Origin of the sequence: Salinarimonas chemoclinalis (assembly GCF_041514305.1) — a bacterium.
Taxonomy (GTDB): domain Bacteria; phylum Pseudomonadota; class Alphaproteobacteria; order Rhizobiales; family Beijerinckiaceae; genus Salinarimonas; species Salinarimonas chemoclinalis.
This window is the reverse complement of sequence record NZ_JBGMWH010000001.1, coordinates 1-19,940: the sequence shown is the minus strand read 5'-3', so window position 1 is coordinate 19,940 and position 19,940 is coordinate 1. Positions and strand designations below refer to the sequence as shown.

At 73.7% G+C, this 19,940-nt stretch carries 18 protein-coding genes; 9 read left to right on the top strand and 9 right to left on the bottom strand.

Going from position 1 to position 19,940, the window contains the following annotated elements; all coding sequences use genetic code 11:
• Positions 1-150 precede the first annotated feature (150 nt).
• A complete protein-coding gene (locus AB9M23_RS00090; RefSeq protein ID WP_372421447.1) occupies positions 151-348 on the top strand; it encodes a con-10 family general stress protein in 198 nt (65 codons plus the stop codon).
• Positions 349-471: 123 nt separating this feature from the next.
• Here the strand turns inward: AB9M23_RS00090 and AB9M23_RS00085 are convergent, their stop codons facing one another.
• Both AB9M23_RS00085 and AB9M23_RS00080 read right to left on the bottom strand, forming a co-directional pair.
• A complete protein-coding gene (locus AB9M23_RS00085) occupies positions 472-1,005 on the bottom strand; it encodes a hypothetical protein (protein ID WP_372421446.1) in 534 nt (177 codons plus the stop codon).
• Positions 1,006-1,368: 363 nt separating this feature from the next.
• Positions 1,369-1,650: a hypothetical protein gene (locus AB9M23_RS00080; RefSeq protein ID WP_372421444.1), complete on the bottom strand. Its 282-nt coding sequence runs from the start codon at positions 1,648-1,650 to the stop codon at positions 1,369-1,371.
• Between the two features lie 274 nt (positions 1,651-1,924).
• Here AB9M23_RS00080 and cysS point away from each other — a divergent pair, with 274 nt between their 5' ends.
• From cysS to cimA, 3 genes are all read left to right on the top strand, one after another.
• Positions 1,925-3,391, top strand: a complete 1,467-nt coding sequence (gene cysS / locus AB9M23_RS00075; protein ID WP_372421442.1) for a cysteine--tRNA ligase — start codon at positions 1,925-1,927, stop codon at positions 3,389-3,391.
• Positions 3,392-3,617: 226 nt separating this feature from the next.
• On the top strand, positions 3,618-4,130 hold the full coding sequence (locus AB9M23_RS00070) for a GNAT family N-acetyltransferase (protein WP_372421441.1): 513 nt from the start codon (positions 3,618-3,620) through the stop codon (positions 4,128-4,130).
• Positions 4,127-5,719 carry a citramalate synthase gene (cimA, locus tag AB9M23_RS00065; protein WP_372421439.1) on the top strand — a complete coding sequence of 531 codons (1,593 nt, stop codon included), beginning with the start codon at positions 4,127-4,129 and terminating at the stop codon, positions 5,717-5,719. The genes AB9M23_RS00070 and cimA overlap by 4 nt, the downstream gene beginning before the upstream one ends.
• A gap of 168 nt (positions 5,720-5,887) precedes the next feature.
• Here cimA and AB9M23_RS00060 read toward each other — a convergent pair whose 3' ends face one another.
• The 5 genes from AB9M23_RS00060 to rph are packed head-to-tail and all read right to left on the bottom strand — an operon-like array spanning position 5,888 to position 10,898.
• Entirely contained in the window at positions 5,888-7,258 is a 1,371-nt protein-coding gene (locus tag AB9M23_RS00060; RefSeq protein WP_372421437.1) for a sigma-54-dependent transcriptional regulator, read from the bottom strand.
• On the bottom strand, positions 7,255-8,709 hold the full coding sequence (locus AB9M23_RS00055) for a sensor histidine kinase (RefSeq protein WP_372421436.1): 1,455 nt from the start codon (positions 8,707-8,709) through the stop codon (positions 7,255-7,257). The genes AB9M23_RS00060 and AB9M23_RS00055 overlap by 4 nt, the downstream gene beginning before the upstream one ends.
• A 34-nt stretch (positions 8,710-8,743) precedes the next feature.
• Entirely contained in the window at positions 8,744-9,526 is a 783-nt protein-coding gene (locus AB9M23_RS00050; RefSeq protein ID WP_372421434.1) for a HesA/MoeB/ThiF family protein, read from the bottom strand.
• Position 9,527: 1 nt separating this feature from the next.
• The gene (gene rdgB / locus AB9M23_RS00045; protein ID WP_372421432.1) at positions 9,528-10,169 is read right to left on the bottom strand and encodes an RdgB/HAM1 family non-canonical purine NTP pyrophosphatase; all 642 of its coding nucleotides are present in this window, start codon (positions 10,167-10,169) and stop codon (positions 9,528-9,530) included.
• A 15-nt stretch (positions 10,170-10,184) separates the two neighbouring features.
• Complete coding sequence (gene rph / locus AB9M23_RS00040) at positions 10,185-10,898, bottom strand: ribonuclease PH (RefSeq protein ID WP_372421429.1); 714 nt, start codon at positions 10,896-10,898, stop codon at positions 10,185-10,187.
• Positions 10,899-11,198: 300 nt separating this feature from the next.
• Between rph and AB9M23_RS00035 the strand changes: the two genes are divergently transcribed.
• Both AB9M23_RS00035 and AB9M23_RS00030 read left to right on the top strand, forming a co-directional pair.
• Positions 11,199-14,633 carry a helicase-related protein gene (locus AB9M23_RS00035; protein WP_372421427.1) on the top strand — a complete coding sequence of 1,145 codons (3,435 nt, stop codon included), beginning with the start codon at positions 11,199-11,201 and terminating at the stop codon, positions 14,631-14,633.
• 33 nt (positions 14,634-14,666) lie between these two features.
• Complete coding sequence (locus AB9M23_RS00030) at positions 14,667-14,930, top strand: RNA-binding S4 domain-containing protein (RefSeq protein ID WP_372421425.1); 264 nt, start codon at positions 14,667-14,669, stop codon at positions 14,928-14,930.
• Between the two features lie 21 nt (positions 14,931-14,951).
• Here AB9M23_RS00030 and AB9M23_RS00025 read toward each other — a convergent pair whose 3' ends face one another.
• A complete protein-coding gene (locus AB9M23_RS00025) occupies positions 14,952-15,692 on the bottom strand; it encodes a Crp/Fnr family transcriptional regulator (protein WP_372421423.1) in 741 nt (246 codons plus the stop codon).
• Between the two features lie 287 nt (positions 15,693-15,979).
• Between AB9M23_RS00025 and AB9M23_RS00020 the strand changes: the two genes are divergently transcribed.
• Both AB9M23_RS00020 and AB9M23_RS00015 read left to right on the top strand, forming a co-directional pair.
• Positions 15,980-17,596 (top strand): PAS domain S-box protein, encoded by a 1,617-nt coding sequence (locus AB9M23_RS00020; protein ID WP_372421422.1) that lies wholly within the window; start codon positions 15,980-15,982, stop codon positions 17,594-17,596.
• Positions 17,593-18,216, top strand: coding sequence for a PAS domain-containing protein (locus tag AB9M23_RS00015; RefSeq protein ID WP_372421420.1), 624 nt, complete (start codon positions 17,593-17,595; stop codon positions 18,214-18,216). The genes AB9M23_RS00020 and AB9M23_RS00015 overlap by 4 nt, the downstream gene beginning before the upstream one ends.
• On the opposite strand, the gene AB9M23_RS00010 is transcribed toward AB9M23_RS00015, so the two are convergent.
• Positions 18,205-18,942, bottom strand: coding sequence for a response regulator (locus AB9M23_RS00010; protein ID WP_372421418.1), 738 nt, complete (start codon positions 18,940-18,942; stop codon positions 18,205-18,207). The genes AB9M23_RS00015 and AB9M23_RS00010 overlap by 12 nt on opposite strands.
• Positions 18,943-19,124: 182 nt before the next feature.
• Here AB9M23_RS00010 and AB9M23_RS00005 point away from each other — a divergent pair, with 182 nt between their 5' ends.
• Positions 19,125-19,757, top strand: coding sequence for a sigma-70 family RNA polymerase sigma factor (locus tag AB9M23_RS00005; RefSeq protein ID WP_372421416.1), 633 nt, complete (start codon positions 19,125-19,127; stop codon positions 19,755-19,757).
• The last annotated feature ends 183 nt before the right edge of the window (positions 19,758-19,940 follow it).

Genomic DNA, 19,940 nt, shown 5'->3' with positions numbered 1-19,940 from the left:
CGCCGCCGCGAGGTCGCAGCGGGACACCGCCCACGCTCCGCCCCCATCCCCGGCAAGGCCAAGCGAACCTAGAGCAGTTCTCCGGATCGGGAACCCCGGCCCAGCCTGTCGGTTGAGAAGCCGTGCAAGCAGAGGCCCGAGGAGGCGAACATGGCGGTTGGCAAGTCTGCGTCGAAGCGCGGCTTCGCGTCGATGAGCCCGGAGAAGCAGAGAGAGATCGCGAGCAAGGGCGGCCAGAGCGTGCCGGCCTCCAAGCGCTCCTTCTCGCAGAACCGGGAGCTCGCGTCGGAAGCGGGGCGGAAGGGAGGCCAGTCCTCCACGGTCCAGCGGCCCGCCGAGACGGCGTGAGGCCGCATCCCGCGCGAACGAGGAAGGGCCGCCGCGAGGCGGCCCGTTCTTCCGCGCGTGCTGTTTCTCCGGTTCGAACGACCAGCCCGGCCCCGGCGCGCGCCGCGGGCCGTTTTCGCGCGTTCAGGAGCGCGCCGCGCTGCGGCGCCCGCCCGACCCGTCGTCCGAGGTCGGCGTCGGGCGCTGGTTGACGAGCGGCGCCCAGTCGCGGCTCTCGATGCGCATGCCCGCCGCCTCCAGCCGCGCTCCCATGTCGCGCGCCAGCGACGACACCGTCTTGTCGAGGGCGACGGCGAGGCGGCGCGCGCATCGGCTCGCGAGCGCCGTCTCGCCGGCCTTGCTCGCGGCGACCAGGCCGAGCACGGCGCATTCGTCCGTGCTCGCGCGCCGGGCGCCGATCATGTTCATGTCCCAAGCGGGCTGCGGCATCCGCGCCTGCGTGCGCTGGTTGCGCAGCGAGAAGCCGAGCAGCAGCGCGTCCGACACGACGGCGCGGGCGGTCTGCCCGTCGGTCGCGGCGGTGAGCCGGTACTCCAGCGCGTCGATGGCGCCCACGTCGTACGACGCCTCGAAGTCGCCGAGCGAGCGGAAGATGTCGACGACGAGCGTCGTCTTCGGACTCAGGAGTACGGCGATCCTGCTCGTGTCGGTCGTCATCGCGAAACGCCCCGTCTGCGGCGGCCGTGGAAAGCCTCGTGTCGATACGATGCGCGGCGACCCTGTCGTCCGGTCGCCCACACGCGCGGATATGCCGAGCGAACGGCCCCGCGGTCGCGGGGTTCCTATGGGCGCCCCGCGGCGATGCCTGCGTCCGCGGCGCGGTCCGGGGACCCGGCGCGAAAGCGGGCGGGATGGTCGCGAAAAAAGAGGTCGAGGCGCCGGAACCGCTTTCGGCGAGCGGCGTTCGCTAGGCAACCGGCTCTATCTGCCCCCACGGGCCGGCACCTGGGGCGCGGTCGCGAAAGCGGCCGCGCCCTCTTCTCGTCGGCCCGAGGAAGAGATCGTCCGCGTCGCGCGCCTTCAGCGGGCGCAGGAGATCGCCAGCGCGCCGGTTTCGGCCTGCGCGCCGAAGCGCACGACCTCGGCGAAGCCGTGGGCGTTGCACCAGGACCGCGCGATCACCGCGCCGCAGGCCTCGCCACTCGCGAGGCAGTTCGTCGCGCCGTAGCCCTCGGCGGCCGGGATGACGAAGTCGCCCGTCTCCGCGGCGGCGCGGGAGGCCTCGGTCGGCACCAGCATGAAGGACACGGAGAGGGCGGCGCCGAGCGCCATGAACGCGGTGAGGGCGAGCACGCGACGCATGTGACGAGACTCTCGATCCGAAGGCGGGGCGATGCCGCAGATTGACGCGGCCGGGTTTGCGTTTCGTTAAGCGATGCCCCGCCGCCGGGTTCCGCCTCCACGTGCGCGGCGGCGTCTTGACTGAATTCGCCGAAAAAGGCAATCAGGTTTCATGCAGACGGCGCACGCCATCGCCATTTCCATTTGTCGCTAGCGCTGACCCGCTGGCCGGAGCCGTCACGTCCTCACGACAGGTCGACATCTCCTCGAGCCGGCGGGCACCGGAGGACGTCGCATGGGTGATCAGCGCCTCGCCGGCACGGCGGGACACGCGAGGGACGAGAGGCCGGCGGAGGGCGCCGGGACGCGGCTCGTCCTGTACGATACGCGCACGCACGCCAAGGAACCCTTCGCGCCGATCGACCCGGCGCGGGTGCGCATGTACGTCTGCGGCCCCACCGTCTACGACGACGCCCACATCGGCAATGCGCGCCCTGTCATCGTATTCGACGTGCTCTTCCGCCTCCTGCGGCACGTCTACGGAGCCGACGCGGTCACCTACGTCCGCAACATCACGGACGTCGACGACAAGATCAACGCCCGCGCGGCACGGGATTACCCCGACCTGCCGCTCAACGAGGCGATCCGGCGCGTCACCGAGGGCACGCACGCGCGCTTCGAGGCCGCCGTCGCCGCGCTCGGCAACCTGCCGCCGACGGTCGAGCCGCGGGCGACCGAGCACATCGCCGAGATGCGGGAGATCATCGAGCGGCTGGTGGCGCGGGGCGTCGCCTACGTGGCGGACGGGCACGTGCTGTTCTCGGTCTCCGCCATGGGCCGGATCGCGGGCGTGCCGGCCTACGGCTCGCTGGCGCGTCGCTCGCTCGACGAGATGGTCGCCGGCGCACGCGTCGACGTCGCCGCCTACAAGCGCGACGAGATGGACTTCGTGCTCTGGAAGCCCTCGTCGGCGGGGGAGCCCGGCTGGCCCTCCCCGGCGGGGATCGACGGGCTCGGGCGCCCGGGCTGGCACATAGAGTGCTCGGCCATGGCGTGGAAGCACCTCGTCGTCCCCTTCGCCGGGCGCCTCGCCTGCACGGATGCCGAGGCCGAGACCTTCGACATCCACGGCGGCGGCATCGACCTCGTCTTCCCCCACCACGAGAACGAGATCGCCCAGACCTGCTGCGCCTTCGGCATCCCCCGCATGGCCAACGTGTGGATGCACAACGGCTTCCTCCAGGTCGAGGGGGAGAAGATGTCGAAGTCGCTCGGCAACTTCGTCACCATCGCCGACGTCCTGAAGGACTGGCCGGGCGAGGTGGCGCGCCTCGCCATGCTCAAGACGCACTACCGCCAGCCGATCGACTGGACGGTGCGGGGGTTGGAGGAGGCGGAGCGCAATCTCGCGCGCTGGTACGCCGATCTCGACGGGCCGGCGGGCGCGGCCGACACCGCCGTGCTCGCGGCGCTCGCCGACGACCTCAACACGCCGGCCGCGATCGCCGCGCTCCACCACGCCGCCCCGACGCAGCGCCGTGCCGCGCTCGCGCTGATGGGCTTCTCGGGCGAGCCCGCCGCCCTCGCCCGCTCGGCCGAGGGGATCGACGTCGCCGCGGTCGAAGCCCTCGTCGCCGAGCGCACCGCCGCCCGCGCGGCGAGAAACTGGGCCGAGAGCGACCGCCTGCGCGACGTGCTGGCCGGCATGGGCGTGACGGTGAAGGATTCGAAGGAGGGGACGACGTGGGAGGTCTCGCGATGAAAGGCGCGACGCCGATGCCGGCTCTCCCCTCTCCCGAGAGAGCGTTCTCCCGGAGAGGGGCCGGGGGTGTGGGGCGTGCAGAATTCGGGAGCGGTCGATGCAGCCCTGCACAGACCATGTGCGAACTCCAATCAGCGGGTCCCCTCGCCCGACGCCCCACACCCCTAGCCCCTCTCCACGAGGGAGAGGGGAACCGCGTCGCGGCCTTCGGCGGCCGGAGCACCTCATGACCCGCCGCCCCCCCGTCGCCCTGCGCCCGCTGCTCCCCACAGACGTCCCCGTCTGCGCCCAGATCTTCCGCGACGCGATCGAGGCGCTGACGGGGGAGGACTACGATCCCGGCCAGCAGGAGGCGTGGGCGTCGCTCGCGGACGATTTCGAGGGCTTCGGCGCGCGGCTGACGAAGGCGCTCACGATCGTCGCGACCGACGAGGGCGAGGTCGTCGGCTTCGCATCGCTCGTCGGCAACGAGACGCTCGACATGCTCTACGTCGCCCCCGACATGGCCGGGCGCGGCGTCGCCACCACGCTCGCCGACGCGATCGAGACGCTCGCCGGCGCGCGGGGCACGAAGGTGCTCACGGTCCAGGCCTCGGATACGGCCCTGCCCTTCTTCATGGATCGCGGCTTCGAGGCGCAGCAGCGCAACACCGTCCACCGCGCGGGCCAGTGGCTCGCCAACACTACGATGACGAAGGCGATCGAGCCGCCCGGCGGCGGCGGAGGAAAACCGTCATGAGCGCGCGCATCCACCTGTTCGACACGACGCTGCGCGACGGCGCGCAGACGACCGGCGTCGACTTCTCGCTGGCCGACAAGATCGCGGTGGCCCGCCACCTCGACGCGCTCGGTGTCGACTACGTGGAGGGCGGCTACCCGGGCGCGAATCCGCTCGACACCGAGCTCTTCCGCGAGAAGCGCACCGAGCGCGCCCGCTTCACCGCCTTCGGCATGACCAAGCGCGCCGGCCGCTCGGCGGCGAACGACCCCGGCCTCGCGGCGCTCCTCGATGCGGACGCCGACGCGATCTGCTTCGTCGCCAAGGCCTGGGACTACCACGTGCGCGTGGCCCTCGAGATCGAGCCCGAGGAGAACCTCGCCTCGATCCGCGAGAGCGTGCAGGCGGCGGTCGCCCGCGGGCGCGAGGCGATGGTCGATTGCGAGCACTTCTTCGACGGCTACAAGGCGAACCCCGACTACGCACTGGCCTGCGCCCGCACGGCGTACGAGGCCGGCGCGCGCTGGGTGGTGCTGTGCGACACGAACGGCGGCACGCTTCCCGCCGAGGTCGCACGGATCGTGTCCCGCGTGTGCGAGGTCGTGCCGGGGGACCGGCTCGGCATCCACGCCCACGACGATTGCGGCTGCGCCGTCGCCAACTCGCTCGCGGCGATCGAGGCGGGCGCGCGCCAGATCCAGGGCACGCTCAACGGGCTCGGCGAGCGCTGCGGCAATGCCAACCTCGTCACGCTGATCGGCACGCTCGCCTTGAAGCCGCATTTCGCCGAGCGCTACGCCACCGGCGTGTCGCCCGACGCGCTGGCGCGCCTCACCCCGGTTTCGCGCGCCATCGACGAATTGCTCAATCGCCAGCCCAACCGCCACGCGCCGTACGTGGGCGCGAGCGCCTTCGCCACGAAGGCGGGCATCCACGCCTCCGCCGTGCTCAAGGACCCGAAGACCTACGAGCACGTCGCGCCCGACGCGGTCGGCAACCTGCGCCGCGTGCTGGTCTCCGACCAGGGCGGCAAGTCCAACCTGCGCGCGGAGCTCGAGCGGCTGGGCCTCGACCTCGAGAAGGACGACCCGCGGCTCACCCGCATGCTCACCATCCTCAAGGAGAAGGAATCGCTCGGCTACGCCTACGAGGGCGCGGACGCGTCGTTCTACCTCCTCGTGAAACGGGTGATGGGCGAGGTGCCGGACTATTTCGACGTCGAGCGCTACTCGGTCAACGTCGAGCGGCGCTGGAACGCGCGGGGCCAGCTCACGACCGTGGCGGAGGCCATCGTAAAGGTGCGGGTGGGCGGGGAGACGCGGATCTCGGCGGCGGAGGGCAACGGCCCGGTCAACGCCCTCGACGTGGCGCTCCGCAAGGATCTCGGCCGCTACCAGGAGCTGATCGAGCACCTCGAGCTCATCGACTTCAAGGTGCGCATCTTCCAGGGCGGCACCGACGCCGCCACCCGCGTGCTGGTGGAGTTCCGCGACGGCGAGGGCAACCGCTTCACCACGGTGGGCGTCTCGCCCAACATCATCGACGCCTCGTTCGAGGCGCTGACGGACGCCATCGACTACACGCTGTTGAAGGCCGGGGCGACGGCGTGAGCGGATGAGACGTACCGGCCGCCGCCTCCCCGCAGGGGAGGACGACGGCCGAAGGCCGGAGGGTGGGGAGGGCGGCGGGCCGGCTCACCGAGGCACGCGAACGGCCCCACCGTCCGCGCGAGCGCGGACTCCTCCCCTCCGGGGAGGAAGCGGACGGTCGAGAGCCCCTCACTCCACCGAGATCCCCAGCCTCCGCATCTTCTCCCACAGCGTCGTGCGCGAGACGCCGAGCCGCTGGGCGGTTTCCTGGATGCCGTTGCCGGTGGCGCGCAGCACCGCCTCGATGTGGGCCTTCTCCGCCGCCTCGCGCACCTCGGCGAGGGTGAGCCCCTCGCCGGGAACGACGCCGGTCGGCACGGGGGCGGACGCGCCGGCGGGGCGCGAATGGGCGTCGGGGAAGAGATCGGCGGCGGCGATCGCGTCGCCCTCGCACAGCGCCACCGCCCGCTCGAGGCGGTTCTTCAGCTCGCGCACGTTGCCCGGCCAGTCGTAGGCCTGCGCTGCCGCGATCGCGTCCGGCGCGACCGCGACCCGCGCGGCGCGCAGGCGCGGCCCGGCCTCGGCGACGAAGCGGCGAAGCAGCGGCTCGATCTCGGCCGGGCGCTCGCGCAGGGCCGGGATGCGTACGGTGACGACGTTGATGCGGTACCACAGGTCCTCGCGGAAGGCGCCGCGCGCCACCTCCTCCTCGAGGTCGCGGTGGGTCGCGCAGACGAGACGCGCCGTGAACGGGAGCGGGCGCACGCCGCCCACCCGCATCAGCTCACGCTCCTGCACGAGGCGCAGCAGCTTCGCCTGGAGCCCGGCGTCGAGCTCGCCGATCTCGTCGAGGAAGAGCGTCCCCTCCCCCGCCGTCTCGGCGAGCCCCAGGCGGCGCTCGTGGGCGCCGGTGAACGCCCCCTTCTCGTGGCCGAAGAGCGCCGAATCGACGAGCTCCGGCGCCAGCGCCGCGCAGTTGACCGCGACGAACGGCCCGGTGCCGCGCCGGCTCTGCGCGTGCAGGAAGCGCGCGGCGACCTCCTTGCCGGTGCCGGTCTCGCCGGTGAGGAGGACGGGCAGGTCGACGTCGGCGATCCGCTCCAGCGTGCGTCGCGTGCCGGCGGTCGCGGGCGAGAGGCCGAAGGAGGCGAACGGGTCCACCGCCGCGCCCGGGTCCGCCGCCGCCGCGCCGTCGCCGCCCGTCGCCGCGCGCAGCTTGTCCACCACATCGTCGAGCTCGAAGGGCTTCGTCACGTAGTCGCGCGCGCCCATGCGCACGAGCCGCACCGCCTGATCGATGCCGCCGAAGGCCGTCATGAAGATGGTGGGCACCGCGCCGGCGCGGGCGAAGACGTCGCGCATCAGGCTCTCGCCGTCGCCGTCCGGCAGGCGGATGTCGCACATCACGGCGTCGGGCGTCTGGCGCGCGATGGCCGCGAGCGCGTCGGCGCAGGAGCGCGCCCAGCGCACGTGCCAGCCCTCGAGCCCGAGGCGCTGCTGGAGCGAGGCGCCGAGGATCTCGTCGTCCTCGATGACGAGGATCAGCGCCCGCGCGCTCACGACGCCGCCTCCGCGCCGGCGGCCGCGTCCTCGGGTGCGGGGCCGGTCGGCAACCGCACGACGACCGTCGTGCCCTCCCCCGAGCGGCTCTCGACGCGGACCTGGCCGCCGAGATCGTCGATCAGCCGCGAGACCATCCACAGGCCGAGCCCCTTGCCCTTGGTGAGCGGCGTGGTGCCCCGGCCCTCGGTGACGAAGGCGAGCACGTCCTCGGGCATGCCCTGGCCCGAATCCGAGACGACGAAGCGGGTCTCGCCCGCGTCCTGCTCCACGCGCAGGCCGACGCGCCCGCGCTCGGGGGAGGCCTTGCAGGCGTTGAGCAGGAGGTTGAGCAGGATCTGGCGCAGCGCGTCCGAGTCGGCCGCGATCGGCCGCATGGCCTCGACCGCCCACTCGAGCGCGACGTGCCGCCGGCGCGCCTCGGGCGCGACGAGGAGCTGGATGTCCATCAGGTCCTCGCGGGAGAAGCGCATCCGCCCGGGCGCGGGACGGTAGGTCGACAGCATGGCGTCGGCGACGCGCTCGATCGAGCGCAGGCCCCGCTCGATCAGGTCGAGCGTGTCGGCCCGCACCTCCGGCTTCTCGCCGAAGCGCCGCAGGGTCGAGACGGCGTTGAGCAGCCCCGCGAGCGGGTTGCGTACCTCGTGGGCGAGGCCGGCGGCGAGCTTCGCGAGCAAGGCGTTGCGCTCCTTCTCGCCGAGATCGGCGAGCGCCTGGGTGCGCGCCTCTTCCGCTTCGAGGCGCGTCGCGATGGCGTCGCGCAGGCGGGAGATCTCCGCGCTCGCCGGCCGCGCTCGACCCGAGCCCGCCTTGTCCTGCGTCACCAGCTCGCGGGCGAGCGCGTCGAGCGGCGCGACGGCCCGGCGGGTGATGACGAAGGTGAGGAGCGCCGCGATCGTCGCGAGCACGAGGTCGATGACGAGCGCCCAGGCCTCGTTGCGGGAGAGCTCGGCCACGAGGTCGCTCGCGTCGAGCGCGGCGACGAGCTCGAGCCGCCGGCCCTCGACCTCGTAGGCGCGGGCGATGATGGCGCGGGTGCCGGGCTCGGCGCGGGCGAAGACGACGGTGCTCGCCGGCGCCTGCGCGATCGCCTCGAGCGCCTGCGCCATGTCGGCGCCCTCGGGATCGCCGCGGGTGACGGAGAGGACCACGCCGTCCGGCCCCCTCCAGCGCGCGACGAGGCTCTCCTCGGCCAGCGTCTCCCGGAAGGCGAGCGGGTCGTCGAGGAGGTCCGCCACGGCGCCCTCCCCCTCCCCGAGCCGGGGGGCGACGACGCCGGCGAGCGCGTTGAGAAAGATCGTGGCCTTGGCCTCGAGCGCACGCACCTCGCGACTCTCGAGGAAGGCGAGGCCGACCTGCGTCGTGCCGACGGCGACCGCGAACATCGTGATCGAGACGCCGAGCGGCAGGAGGACCGTCAGGGGCCAGCGTCGGGAGGAGGCGGTGCGCATCGCTCCGTTCTAGGATCGCGCCCGCGCGTTGTCATCAGCGGCCGTCGGGCGAGCCGCTGAGCGGGTTCCTCGGGTGCCACCCGTAGCGCAGCGTCTCGAAGCGCAGGGCGCGCGCGTCGACCATGAGCAGGCGCCCGACCAGCCCCTCGCCGAAGCCGACGATCTCGCGCACGACCTCGAGCGCCATCATCGACCCCATCACGCCCGCGAGCGCGCCGAGCACGCCGGCCTGCGCGCAGGTGGGGATGGCGCCCGGCGGCGGCGCCTCGGGGAAGAGGCAGCGATAGGTCGGGTTCGGCCGCCCGTCCGGCCCGGTCTCGTGGGCGCGGATCGTGGTGAGCGTGCCGTCGAACTGCCCGAGCGCCGCGGTCACGAGCGGGCGCCGCTCGTGGAAACAGGCGTCGGAGACCGCGTAGCGGGTGGCGAAGTTGTCGCAGCCGTCGGCGACGAGATCGTAGGCCGCGACGAGATCGCGGGCGTTCGCCTCGTCGAGCCGAAGCCGGTGCGCCTCCACGGCCACGTGCGGGTTGAGGCGCGCGACGGCGTCCGCGGCGCTCTCGACCTTCGCGCGCCCGACGTCCGGCGTGCCGTGGATCACCTGGCGCTGCAGGTTGCCGAGATCGACGACGTCGTCGTCGACGATGCCGACCGTGCCGACGCCGGCGGCCGCGAGATACTGGATCAAGGGCGCGCCGAGCCCGCCGGCTCCCACGACGAGCACCCGCGCCGCCTTCAGCCGCGCCTGGCCGGGCCCGCCGACGTCCTGGAGGACGAGGTGGCGGGCGTAGCGGGCGATCTCGTCGGGGGCGAGCGCCATCTCACCCCTCGCGGCGGGGCCCGAGGATCGCGGCGGCGAGCTTTCGGAACGCGCGGGCGCGGTGCGAGAGGCCGCTTCGAGGATCGCTCCAGTCGATGCCGTGCTTCTCCTCGGCCGTCATCTCGCCGAAGGTGCGGCTCTCGCCGTCGGGGAGGAAGATCGGGTCGTAGCCGAAGCCCGCCCCGCCGCGGGGCGGCCATACGATCGCGCCGGGGCAGCGTCCCTCGAACAGCTCCTGATGCCCGTCCGGCCAGGCGACGACGAGGGCGCAGACGAACCACGCTGTCGTGTCGGTCGCCTCGCGCACGTCGAGCTCGCGCTTCACGCGCTCCATGGCGGGGCCGAAGTCTCGGTTCACCGACCAGTCGGCGGAGAAGAGGCCCGGCGCGCCGTCGAGCGCCAGCACGCAGATGCCGGAATCGTCCGCGATGGCCGGGAGGCCGGTCGCCTTCGCCGCCGCGTGGGCCTTGATGGCGGCGTTCTCGGAGAACATGTGGCCGGTCTCGTCGGGCACGGGCAGGCCCTTCTCGCCCGCCGACGTCGCCTCGACGCCGAAGGGCGCGAGCAGCTCGCGCATCTCCCGGAGCTTGCCGGCATTGTGGGTCGCGATCACGACCGGGCCGTCCAGGCGGCGGTGAGGCATCTCTCGCGGCTCCCCTCAGGCGACGGCCTGCTTCTGCTTCTCGACGAGGCTCGCGATGCCCGTCTTGGCGAGGCGCAGGAGGCCCAGCAGTTCCTCCTCGGAGAAGGGCGCGCCCTCCGCCGTGCCCTGCACCTCGACGATGCCCCCCTTGCCGGTGACGACGAAGTTCGCGTCCGTCTCGGCGGCCGAATCCTCGGCGTAGTCGAGGTCGATCACCGGTTTGCCCTGGTGGATGCCGCAGGACACCGCCGCGACGTGGTCGCGCAGCGGGTTCACGGAGATGATGGAGCGCTTCATCATCCAGGCGAAGCACTCGTGCAACGCGACCCAGGCGCCGGTGATCGCGGCGGTGCGCGTGCCGCCGTCGGCCTGGATGACGTCGCAGTCCACGATGATCTGCCGCTCGCCGATGGCGTGCAGGTCGACCACCGCGCGCAGGGAGCGGCCGATGAGGCGCTGGATCTCCTGCGTGCGGCCCGACGGCTTGCCGGAGGTGACCTCGCGGCGCGTGCGCTCGTGGGTGGCGCGCGGCAGCATGGCGTATTCCGCCGTGACCCAGCCCTTGCCGGTGCCGCGCAGCCAGCCCGGCCCGCGCTCCTCCAGCGAGGCCGCGCACAACACCTTCGTCTCGCCGAAGGTCACCATGCACGAGCCCTCCGCATAGCGCACGACGCCGCGCTCGAGGGTGACGGGGCGCATCTCGTCGGGCGCGCGCTTCGAGGGACGCATGGGGGATCTCCGTTCCTGATGGCACGCGTCTTACGCCTCGCGGCGGGGCGGGGCAAGGCGCCCGAACCGTGGCTCGCACCCCCCTCTCGCGCTCGCGCCCGATCCGTTCTAGGAATGGCCGCAGCCGACCCCATATGGGGAGGCGAGCGAGCCGCGCTCGCGAGAACGAATCCGGATTCCGCCGGAATCACCGATTCGCCCCCGTTTCGTTCGACGCCCGTTCCGGACGGGCGGCCCGGTTCCCGCCCAGCCGCGCGACCCGGACCGCGCCCCGTCCCCTCAGGTCCAGCCGCCCGCCAGATGCCTCGCCTCACCCTCCCGCCGCAGGCCCGCTCGCGCGGGGTGACCGCGGTTCTCGGCCCGACCAACACGGGCAAGACGCATCTCGCCATCGAGCGGATGCTCGGCCATTCGTCCGGCATGATCGGCCTGCCGCTGCGGCTGCTGGCGCGGGAGGTCTACGGCCGCGTGGTGGAGCGCGTGGGACCCGATGCCGTCGCCCTCGTCACCGGCGAGGAGAAGATCAAGCCCAAGCACCCGCGCTACTGGATCTGCACCGCCGAGGCGATGCCGCGCGACCTCGACCTCGCCTTCGTGGCGATCGACGAGATACAGCTCGCGGCCGATCTCGACCGCGGCCACGTCTTCACCGATCGCCTGCTCAACCAGCGCGGCCGCGAGGAGACGCTGCTGATCGGCTCCTCCACCGTGGAGCCGCTGGTGAAGGCGCTCATACCGGGCGTGCACGTGACGACGCGCCCGCGGCTCTCGCAGCTGACCTTCGCGGGCTCGAAGAAGCTCTCGCGCCTGCCCGCGCGCACCGCCATCGTCGCCTTCTCCGCGGAGGAGGTCTACGCCATCGCCGAGCTGATCCGGCGCCAGCGCGGCGGGGCGGCGGTGGTGCTCGGCGCGCTCTCGCCGCGCACCCGCAACGCCCAGGTCGCGCTCTACCAGTCGGGCGACGTCGACTATCTCGTCGCCACCGACGCGATCGGCATGGGGCTCAACCTCGACGTCGACCACGTCGCCTTCGCCGGCGACCGCAAGTTCGACGGCTTCCGCTTCCGCCGGCTCGTCCCCGCCGAGATCGGCCAGATCGCGGGGCGCGCCGGGCGCCACCTCAACGACGGCACCTTCGGCACGTCCGGGCGCTGCGACCCGTTCGACGTCGAGATCGTCGAGGCGGTGGAGGGGCACGTGTTCGAGCCCGCGCGGATCCTGCAATGGCGCAACCCGGACCTCGACTTCCGCTCGATCGACGCGCTGCAGCGGGCGCTGGCCGAGGTGCCCCAGGAGCACGGCCTCACCCGCGCGCCGATGGCCGAGGACGTCGCGGCGCTGGAGATCCTCGCGCGCGACGATTCGGTGCGCCATCACGCCAGCGGCCGCACCGCCGTCGAGCGGCTGTGGGACGTCTGCCAGGTCCCCGATTATCGCAAGGTGTCGCCGCAGAGCCACGCCGACCTGATCTCGGCCATCTACCTCTTCCTGATGCGCGACGGGGCCGTTCCCGACGATTGGTTTCGTCGCCACATCTCGCTGCTCGACCGGGTCGACGGCGACATCGACACCCTCTCCGCCCGGATCGCTCAGGTACGGACCTGGACGTTCGTGGCCAATCGACCCGACTGGCTGCGCGATCCGGAGCATTGGCAGAGCGTGGCGCGTGGGGTAGAGGACAAGCTGTCGGATGCGCTGCACGAGCGGCTGGCGAGCCGGTTCGTGGACCGGCGGACCAGCGTGCTGATGCGGCGCTTGAGAGAGAACGCGATGCTTGAAGCGGAAATTTCGGCGAGCGGCGACGTGAGCGTCGAGGGCCAGCACGTGGGGCGCCTGTCCGGCTTCGTCTTCGTGCCGGACCCGGGCGCCACGGGCGACGAGGCGAAGACGCTGCGCAACGCCGCGGTCAAGGGCCTCGCGGGCGAGATCGAGGCGCGGGCCGATCGGTTCGCGACCGCCGCCGACACGACCTTCGTCCTCTCCAACGACGGCACGATCCGCTGGCAGGGCGAGCCCGTGGCGCGGCTCGAGCCCGGCGAGAAGATCTTCGAGCCGCGGGTGCGGCTCATCGCCGACGAGCACCTCACGGGCGGCGCGCTGGAGAGGGTCGAGGCCCGTCTGCAGGCCTGGCTCAAGGCGCACGTCGTGCGCACGCTGGGTCCGCTGCTCGAGATGGAGGACGCCGCCGACCTCGCCGGCATCGCCAAGGGCATCGCCTACCAGATCGCCGAGTCGCTCGGCGTGCTCGAGCGCTCGCGCGTGCTCCAGGAGGTGCGCGGGCTCGACCAGCAGGCCCGCGCGGCGATGCGCCAGAAGGGCATCCGCTTCGGCGCCTACCACCTCTATCTCCCCGCCCTGATGAAGCCCGCCCCGCGCACGCTGGCGGCGCAGCTCTGGGCGCTGAAGAACGGCGGGCTCGACCAGAAGGGCATCGACGAGATCGCGGCGCTGGCCTCCTCCGGGCGCACCTCGATCCCCGTCGACACCGAGGTGGCCAAGGGCCTCTACCGCTCGGCCGGCTTCCGCGTCTGCGGCGGGCGCGCGGTGCGCGTCGACATCCTGGAGCGGCTGGCCGACCTGATCCGCCCGGCGATCGCATACGTGCCCGGGCAGAGCGTGGGCGAGCCGCCGGCGGGCGCGGCCGAGGGCGACGGCTTCGTCGGCACGGTGGCGATGACCTCCCTCGTCGGCTGCGCCGGCGAGGACTTCGCCCAGATCCTGCGCTCGCTGGGATACGTCTCCGAGGAGCGCGCCGGCCCGGCGATCACCTCGGCGATCCTGAAGCCGGCGCCGACGACGCCGGTGGCGCCCCCGCAGGCCGCGAGCGCGACGGAGACGAGCGAGCCGCCGGCGGAGGAACCGATCCAGGCGGAGCCGGCTGCCGAGGGCGCGACCGCCGAGCCCGAGACCGCTCCGGCGGAGGCGACCGAGGGGAGCATGGCGCCGGGAGCCGCGCCGGAGCCCTTCGCCGAGGCGTCCGCGGCCCCCGAGGCAGCCGCGCCCGAGACGCAGGTCCCGGAGACGCAGGTTTCCGAGACGGACGTTCCCGAGACGGAGGTCTCCACCGCCGCCGTCGAGACGGCGAGCGAGCCCGTCGCCGCCGAGGCACCCGCGGACGCACCCGCGGAGGTCCCGGCCGAAACGTCCGCGGACGAGGCGGCACCGAGCGCGGCCGTCTCCGGCGAGACCGTCTCCGGCGAGACCGTCTCCGGCGAGACCGTCTCCGGCGAAACCGGGCAAGGCGAAACCGGGCAGGGCGAAATCGGGCAGGGCGAGCCGGCGGCCACCGAGACGATCGTCGTCTGGCGCCAGGGCCGGCGCGAGGGGCGCGGGCGCTCCGGCCGGCAAGGCAACCGTCCGGGACGGGACGGGCGCGGCCCGCGCCGCGACGGCGGGCAGGGTCCCGGCCGGCAAGCGGGGGATCAGCGTGGCGGCGAGCGCCGCGACGGCGGCCCGGGTCGGCGTGATGCGCCGGGCGAGGGTCGCGAGGAGCGCCGGGCCGGCGGCGGCAAGGGCGGCGGCGGCGGCGGCGGCGGCGGCGGCGGCAAGAGCCACGGCCCCGGCGGCGGGCGCAAGGACGTCTTCCGCGGGGCCGACGCGCCGCGCGGCGGTGGGGGCAAGGATCGCGGCGGACCCCAGCAGGCCCGTCCACCCCGCCGCGAGAAGCAGGCGGACCCCGATTCGCCCTTCGCCAAGCTCGCCGCCCTCAAGGCGCAGCTCGAGGAGAAGAAGTGATGGGCCGCGCTGGACGCAGGCCTACCTGAGCCCGTGAGGGAGGATCGCCAGCGCCTCGACAAGTGGCTCTGGTACGCGCGCTTCGCGCGCTCCCGAACGCTCGCGGCGCGGCTCGTGGAGAGCGGGCACGTGCGCGTCAACGGCCAGCGGCAGACGAACCCGGCGAAGGGCGTCGCCGTCGGCGACGTCCTCACCGTCGCCGCGCCCCACGTCACCACGGCGATCCGCGTCCTCGACCTCGGCGAGCGACGCGGTCCCGCGAGCGAGGCGCAGGCGCTCTACGAGGCGGCCGGCTGACGGGCGATCGCCCCCGCCGGGTCAGTGGAGAAACCCAACGGGCAGGAGGAGGCCGCGCGCGCCGTCGCGTCCCGCCTGCCGGGAGATCCGCGCCGAGAGATCGAGGCCGCCGCGCCGCCGCAGGGCCTCGGGATCGCTGACGACGAGGCTCTCCTGGTCCGCCCACAGCACCACGCCCTCCTCCGCCAGGACCGCCAGCGCGCGCGCGAGCGTCTCGACGCCCACGCCGAGATGATCGGCGACGTCCTCCCGGGGCATCGGCACGCGCACGACCGCGCCCGGCTCCAGCGCGACGCCGCGGCGGGCGCAGAGATCGACGACGAAGCGCGCCAGCCGCTCCGCGGGCGGAAGGCCGAGGGACACGCACGCCCGCATGCCCGCGCCCCCGATCTCCTCGCGCAGGCGCGCCACGATGCGCTCCTGGAGCGCGCGGTCCGACGCCGCCCGGGCGTAGAGCCGCGCGCGCGGCATGCGGCGCAGGGCGAGGGGCCCGACGGCCTCGCCGGTGAACGCGAACGCCTCCACCCGCGCGAGACCGACGACGTCCCCGGGAAACAGGAAGGCGTCGACCACCCGCCGCCCGTCGCGCAGGCGACGCTGGAGGCGCGCCACGCCCGCCTCGACGCGCAGCGCGTCGCGAGCCGGCGCGCCCTCGCGCAGGAAGGCGCGGCCGGGCGCGACCCGCTCCACCGGTCGATCGCGGAACGCGGCCGCGAGCGCGTCGTCGCGGCCGTCCGCCGGCTCGTCGGGGCTCTCGGGCATCGGGGGCATCTCTCCTGGCGCGGGGGACGCGTGTCGCGGACCCGCGGGGCGCGGCCAGTCTAGCGTGGCCGTCCACCGGTGTCGCCCGCCGGCCGCGGTACCGGGGCGGAGGTGCCGGAGCGCGGCCATCTCGTTGAAAGACAAGCTCGATCACGTGACCGCGAACGCCTCGGCCCATCCCTCGGTCACACTTCCTCACGATTCGGCGCACATCGTCACGCGCCGGGAGGCGCGCGTATCATGCGCCCGTGCTCATGTGGGCGGGACCCGAGATCGGGGCGAGGGCGATGGCGGACGAGGATGCATCGCGCGGGGACGACGGCCCCGGTGGCGGCGGGCCGGCGGCGGGCGGTCCCGCGGCGGTTCACGCGGCGCGTCTGCGCTCGATCCTCGACACGGCGCCGGACGCCATCGTCCTCATCGACGAGCGCGGACGCGTCGAGAGCTTCGGCCGCGCGGCGGAGCGCTTGTTCGGCTATCGCGCCGACGAGGTGATCGGGCGCAACGTGGCGATGCTGATGCCCACCCCCTATCGCGAGGCGCACGACGGCCATCTCGCGCGCTACCGTCGGACCGGCGAGCGGCACGTGATCGGCACGGGACGCGTCGCCGAGGCGCGGCGCAAGGACGGCGGGATCTTTCCCATCGAGCTCTCCGTCGGCGAGGTGGAGATCGACGGCGCGCGGCTGTTCACCGGCTTCGTCCGCGACCTCACCGCCCGCCGCCGCATGGAGCAGGAGCTGCGCCAGGCCCAGAAGATGGAGGCCATGGGGCAGCTGACGGGCGGCGTCGCGCACGACTTCAACAACCTCCTGACCGTCATCCTCGGCAATCTGGAGATGCTCGAGGCGCGCATCTCCGACGCGCGCCAGTCCGACCTCGTGCGCGAGGCGCGCGGGGCCGCCGAGCTCGGCGCACAGCTCACCGAGCGGCTCCTCGCCTTCGGGCGGCGCCAGCAGCTGGAGCCGCGGCCGATCGCGCCGCGCGCGCTGCTCGAGGACCTCGCGCCGCTCCTGCGCCGCACGCTCGGCGAGACGATCGAGGTCGAGATCCGCACCGCGCCCGACCTGCGGCGCACGCTCGTCGATCCCGGCCAGCTGCAGAACGCGCTGATCAACCTCGCGCTGAACGCACGCGACGCGATGCCCGGGGGCGGCCGGCTCGTGATCGAGGCGCGCACCGTCGCGGTTTCGGCGGGCGGCGAGGGCGCGAGCCCGGAGGTCGGCCCGGGATGCTGGGTGCTCCTCTTGGTCGGGGACACGGGCGCGGGCATGCCGCGCGCCGTGGCCGAGCGCGCCTTCGAGCCCTTCTTCACGACGAAGGAGCCGGGCGCCGGCACGGGACTCGGCCTCTCGATGGTCTACGGCTTCGTGCGCCAGTCGCAGGGGCATGCGCTGATCGACAGCGCGCCCGGGCGCGGCACCACGGTGCGCATGTACCTCCCCTGCGCCGACGAGGCGCCGGAGGAGGACGCGCCGGCGACGACCGCGCTCGACGCCTACCGGGCGCGGGGCGAGACGATCCTCGTCGTGGAGGACCAGCCGCGCGTGCGCCGCCTCGCCGTCGCCCGCCTGCGCGAGCTCGGCTACGCGGTGCTCGAGGCGCCCGACGGCCCCGCCGCGCTCGAACGCCTGGCCGAACCCGGGCGGGTCGATCTCGTCCTCACCGACGTCGTCATGCCGGGCGGGATCACCGGCGACGCCCTCGCCGCGCGCGCCCGCGCGCTGAGGCCCGGCGTCAAGGTCGTGCTCACCTCCGGCTACGCCGAGCCCGACGCCGATCGCGGCGCGGCCGCCGACGGTGGCGCCTTCCTGAAGAAGCCCTATACTGCCTGCGAGCTCGGCCGCGTCCTGCGCCGGACGCTCGCCGGCTCCGAGCCCTCGCCCAGACGCCCGCACCCGTGACGACGACCACCCGCCCCGCCCTCCTCGCCCCCGACGGGATCCTCTCCGCGCTGGAAGGCGTCGCCTTCGCGACCGACGACGACGGCACCATCGTCGCCGTGGGTGGTCGCAACTGGGACGCGGCGCTCGCGCGCGACGGCGGCGGGGCGGAGTATGGGTCGCACGCGGTCGTCGGCCGCAACATGTTCGACGTCATCCAGGGCGAGGACGTGGCCCGGCGATACCGCGACTGGATGAGAGCGCTGCGCTACGAGCGAGCCGACGTCGCGTTCACCTATCGCTGCGACGCGCCGCACGAGCGCCGCGAGCTGCGCATGGCGATCACCCGGGTGGAGCGCGACGGGCGGCACGCGGGCTTCCTGTTCCACTCCACCGCCCTGTCGAGCGCCCGGCGCCCGCCGATCGACCTGTTCGACGTCGAGGCGCAGCTCGCGGCGCGGCGCGCGGCGTTGAAGAAACCGCACGTGACGCTCTGCTCCTTCTGCCACGCGGTCCACGACGGGGTCCGCGAGATCGGGTCCTGGCTCACGCCGGAGGCGTACTACGCCGCAGGCGGCTCGTCGGACGTGCGGATCAGCCACGGCGTGTGCCCCGACTGTACCACGAGCCTACCGGGCTGAGGCCGGCGGCTCGCGGGTCACGCGGCCGGCGAAGACGTAGCCGACGCCGCGCACGGACTTGATCAGCTCCGGCTCCTTCGGCCGCGCCTCGATCTTCTTGCGCAGGCGCGCCACCTGCGCGTCGATCGTCCGGTCGTAGGCGGCCCAGTCCCGCCCGCGGGTGAGGTCCATCAGCCGGTCGCGATCGAGCACCCGCCCGGCGTGCTCGAGGAAGACCGTCAGAAGCGCGTATTCCCCACCCGTGAGCCGCACGTCCTCGCCCGACGGCGCGAGGAGACGGCGCCGCTCGCGATCGAGGACGAAGCCGTGGAAGCGCATCGTCACCCCGTGCGCCGGCTCGGGCGGAGCGGCCCGCGGGGCGAGGCGACGCAGCACGGTCTTGATGCGCGCGAGCACCTCGCGCAGGTGGAAGGGCTTGGCGATGTAGTCGTCCGCGCCGATTTCGAGCCCCACCACCCGGTCGACCACGTCGCCGCGCCCCGTCACCATGATGATGCCGACGTCGGAGCGCTGCCGCAGCTCGCGGGCGAGGATGAGCCCGTCGTCCTGCGGCAGGACGAGGTCGAGCAGCACGAGGTCCGCCGGATCCGTCTCCAGCACGGCCCACATGGCCGCCCCGCTCTCCGCGGCGCTCACCCGGAAGCCCTCGTCCGCGAGGTAGCGCGTCAGCATCTGCCGGATGCCGGGGTCGTCGTCGACGACGAGTATGTGCTGCGAGGCGCTCATCTCTGCTCGGGTCCGCTCGGGGCGGAGCGTAGCAGCAACGCGCGCGCCGCGGCACCCGCGACTTTCCGGCGCGCGCGCCCGTCACACTTCGTCACCAAACGCCACGGTGCGGCAGGAACGAGCGGCGACCGGCCGCGCGATAGTGGGCGCGCTCATCCCCCGGCCGAGGAGGGTCGCGCTCCATGTCGAACGTGGTCACGCCGAATCCCGTCGATCAGCGCGAGGTCCTTCGCGGCCGCGCGACGCCCAGAGGCGCCGCCGCGACGTCTCGCGCCGTCGAGGAGGGCCTGCGCACGGACCTGCTCGCGACGACCCCGCATCTGCGCGCCTACGCCGTGTCCCTGTGCGGCAGCCCCGACCGGGCGGACGATCTCGTGCAGGACACGCTGCTGCGCGCGCTCGCCAAGCTCGATCGTTTCGAGCCCGGCACCAACCTGCGGGCCTGGCTGTTCACCATCCTGCGCAACCTCTTCTTCTCCGAGCACCGCAAGCGGCGCCACGAGGTCGAGGACGTGGACGGCATGCACAGCGAGCGGCTGACCGCGCTGCCGGCGCAGCAGGCACGCCTCGACCTCGTGGACTTCCGCCGCGCGCTGGCGCGACTGTGCCCCGAGCAGCGCGAGGCGCTGATCCTGGTGGGTGCGGAGGGCCTGACCTACGAGGAGGCCGCCGGCGTCTGCGGGGTCGCGGTCGGCACGATCAAGAGCCGCGTCCATCGCGCGCGCCTGCGCCTCTCGGCGCATCTCGGCCTCGCCGGCGAGGAGGACTTCGCGCCGGACCGCAGCTTCCGCGCGGTCCTGCCGAGAGCCGCCTGAGAGCGGCCTCGGGGCCGCGCGAGAGACGGCGCCCGGCGCTCGCCTGGGCGAACCGCCGCTCGCGCCGGCGCGCGTCGCGGCTGCGCGCCGCGCCCGTCCGTGTTAAGCACGCCGAAAGCCCGCGTCCGCTACATGCGGTCGGGCGGCTCGCGTAGGCGAGTCCGCGCGGCGGCGGCCGGACGG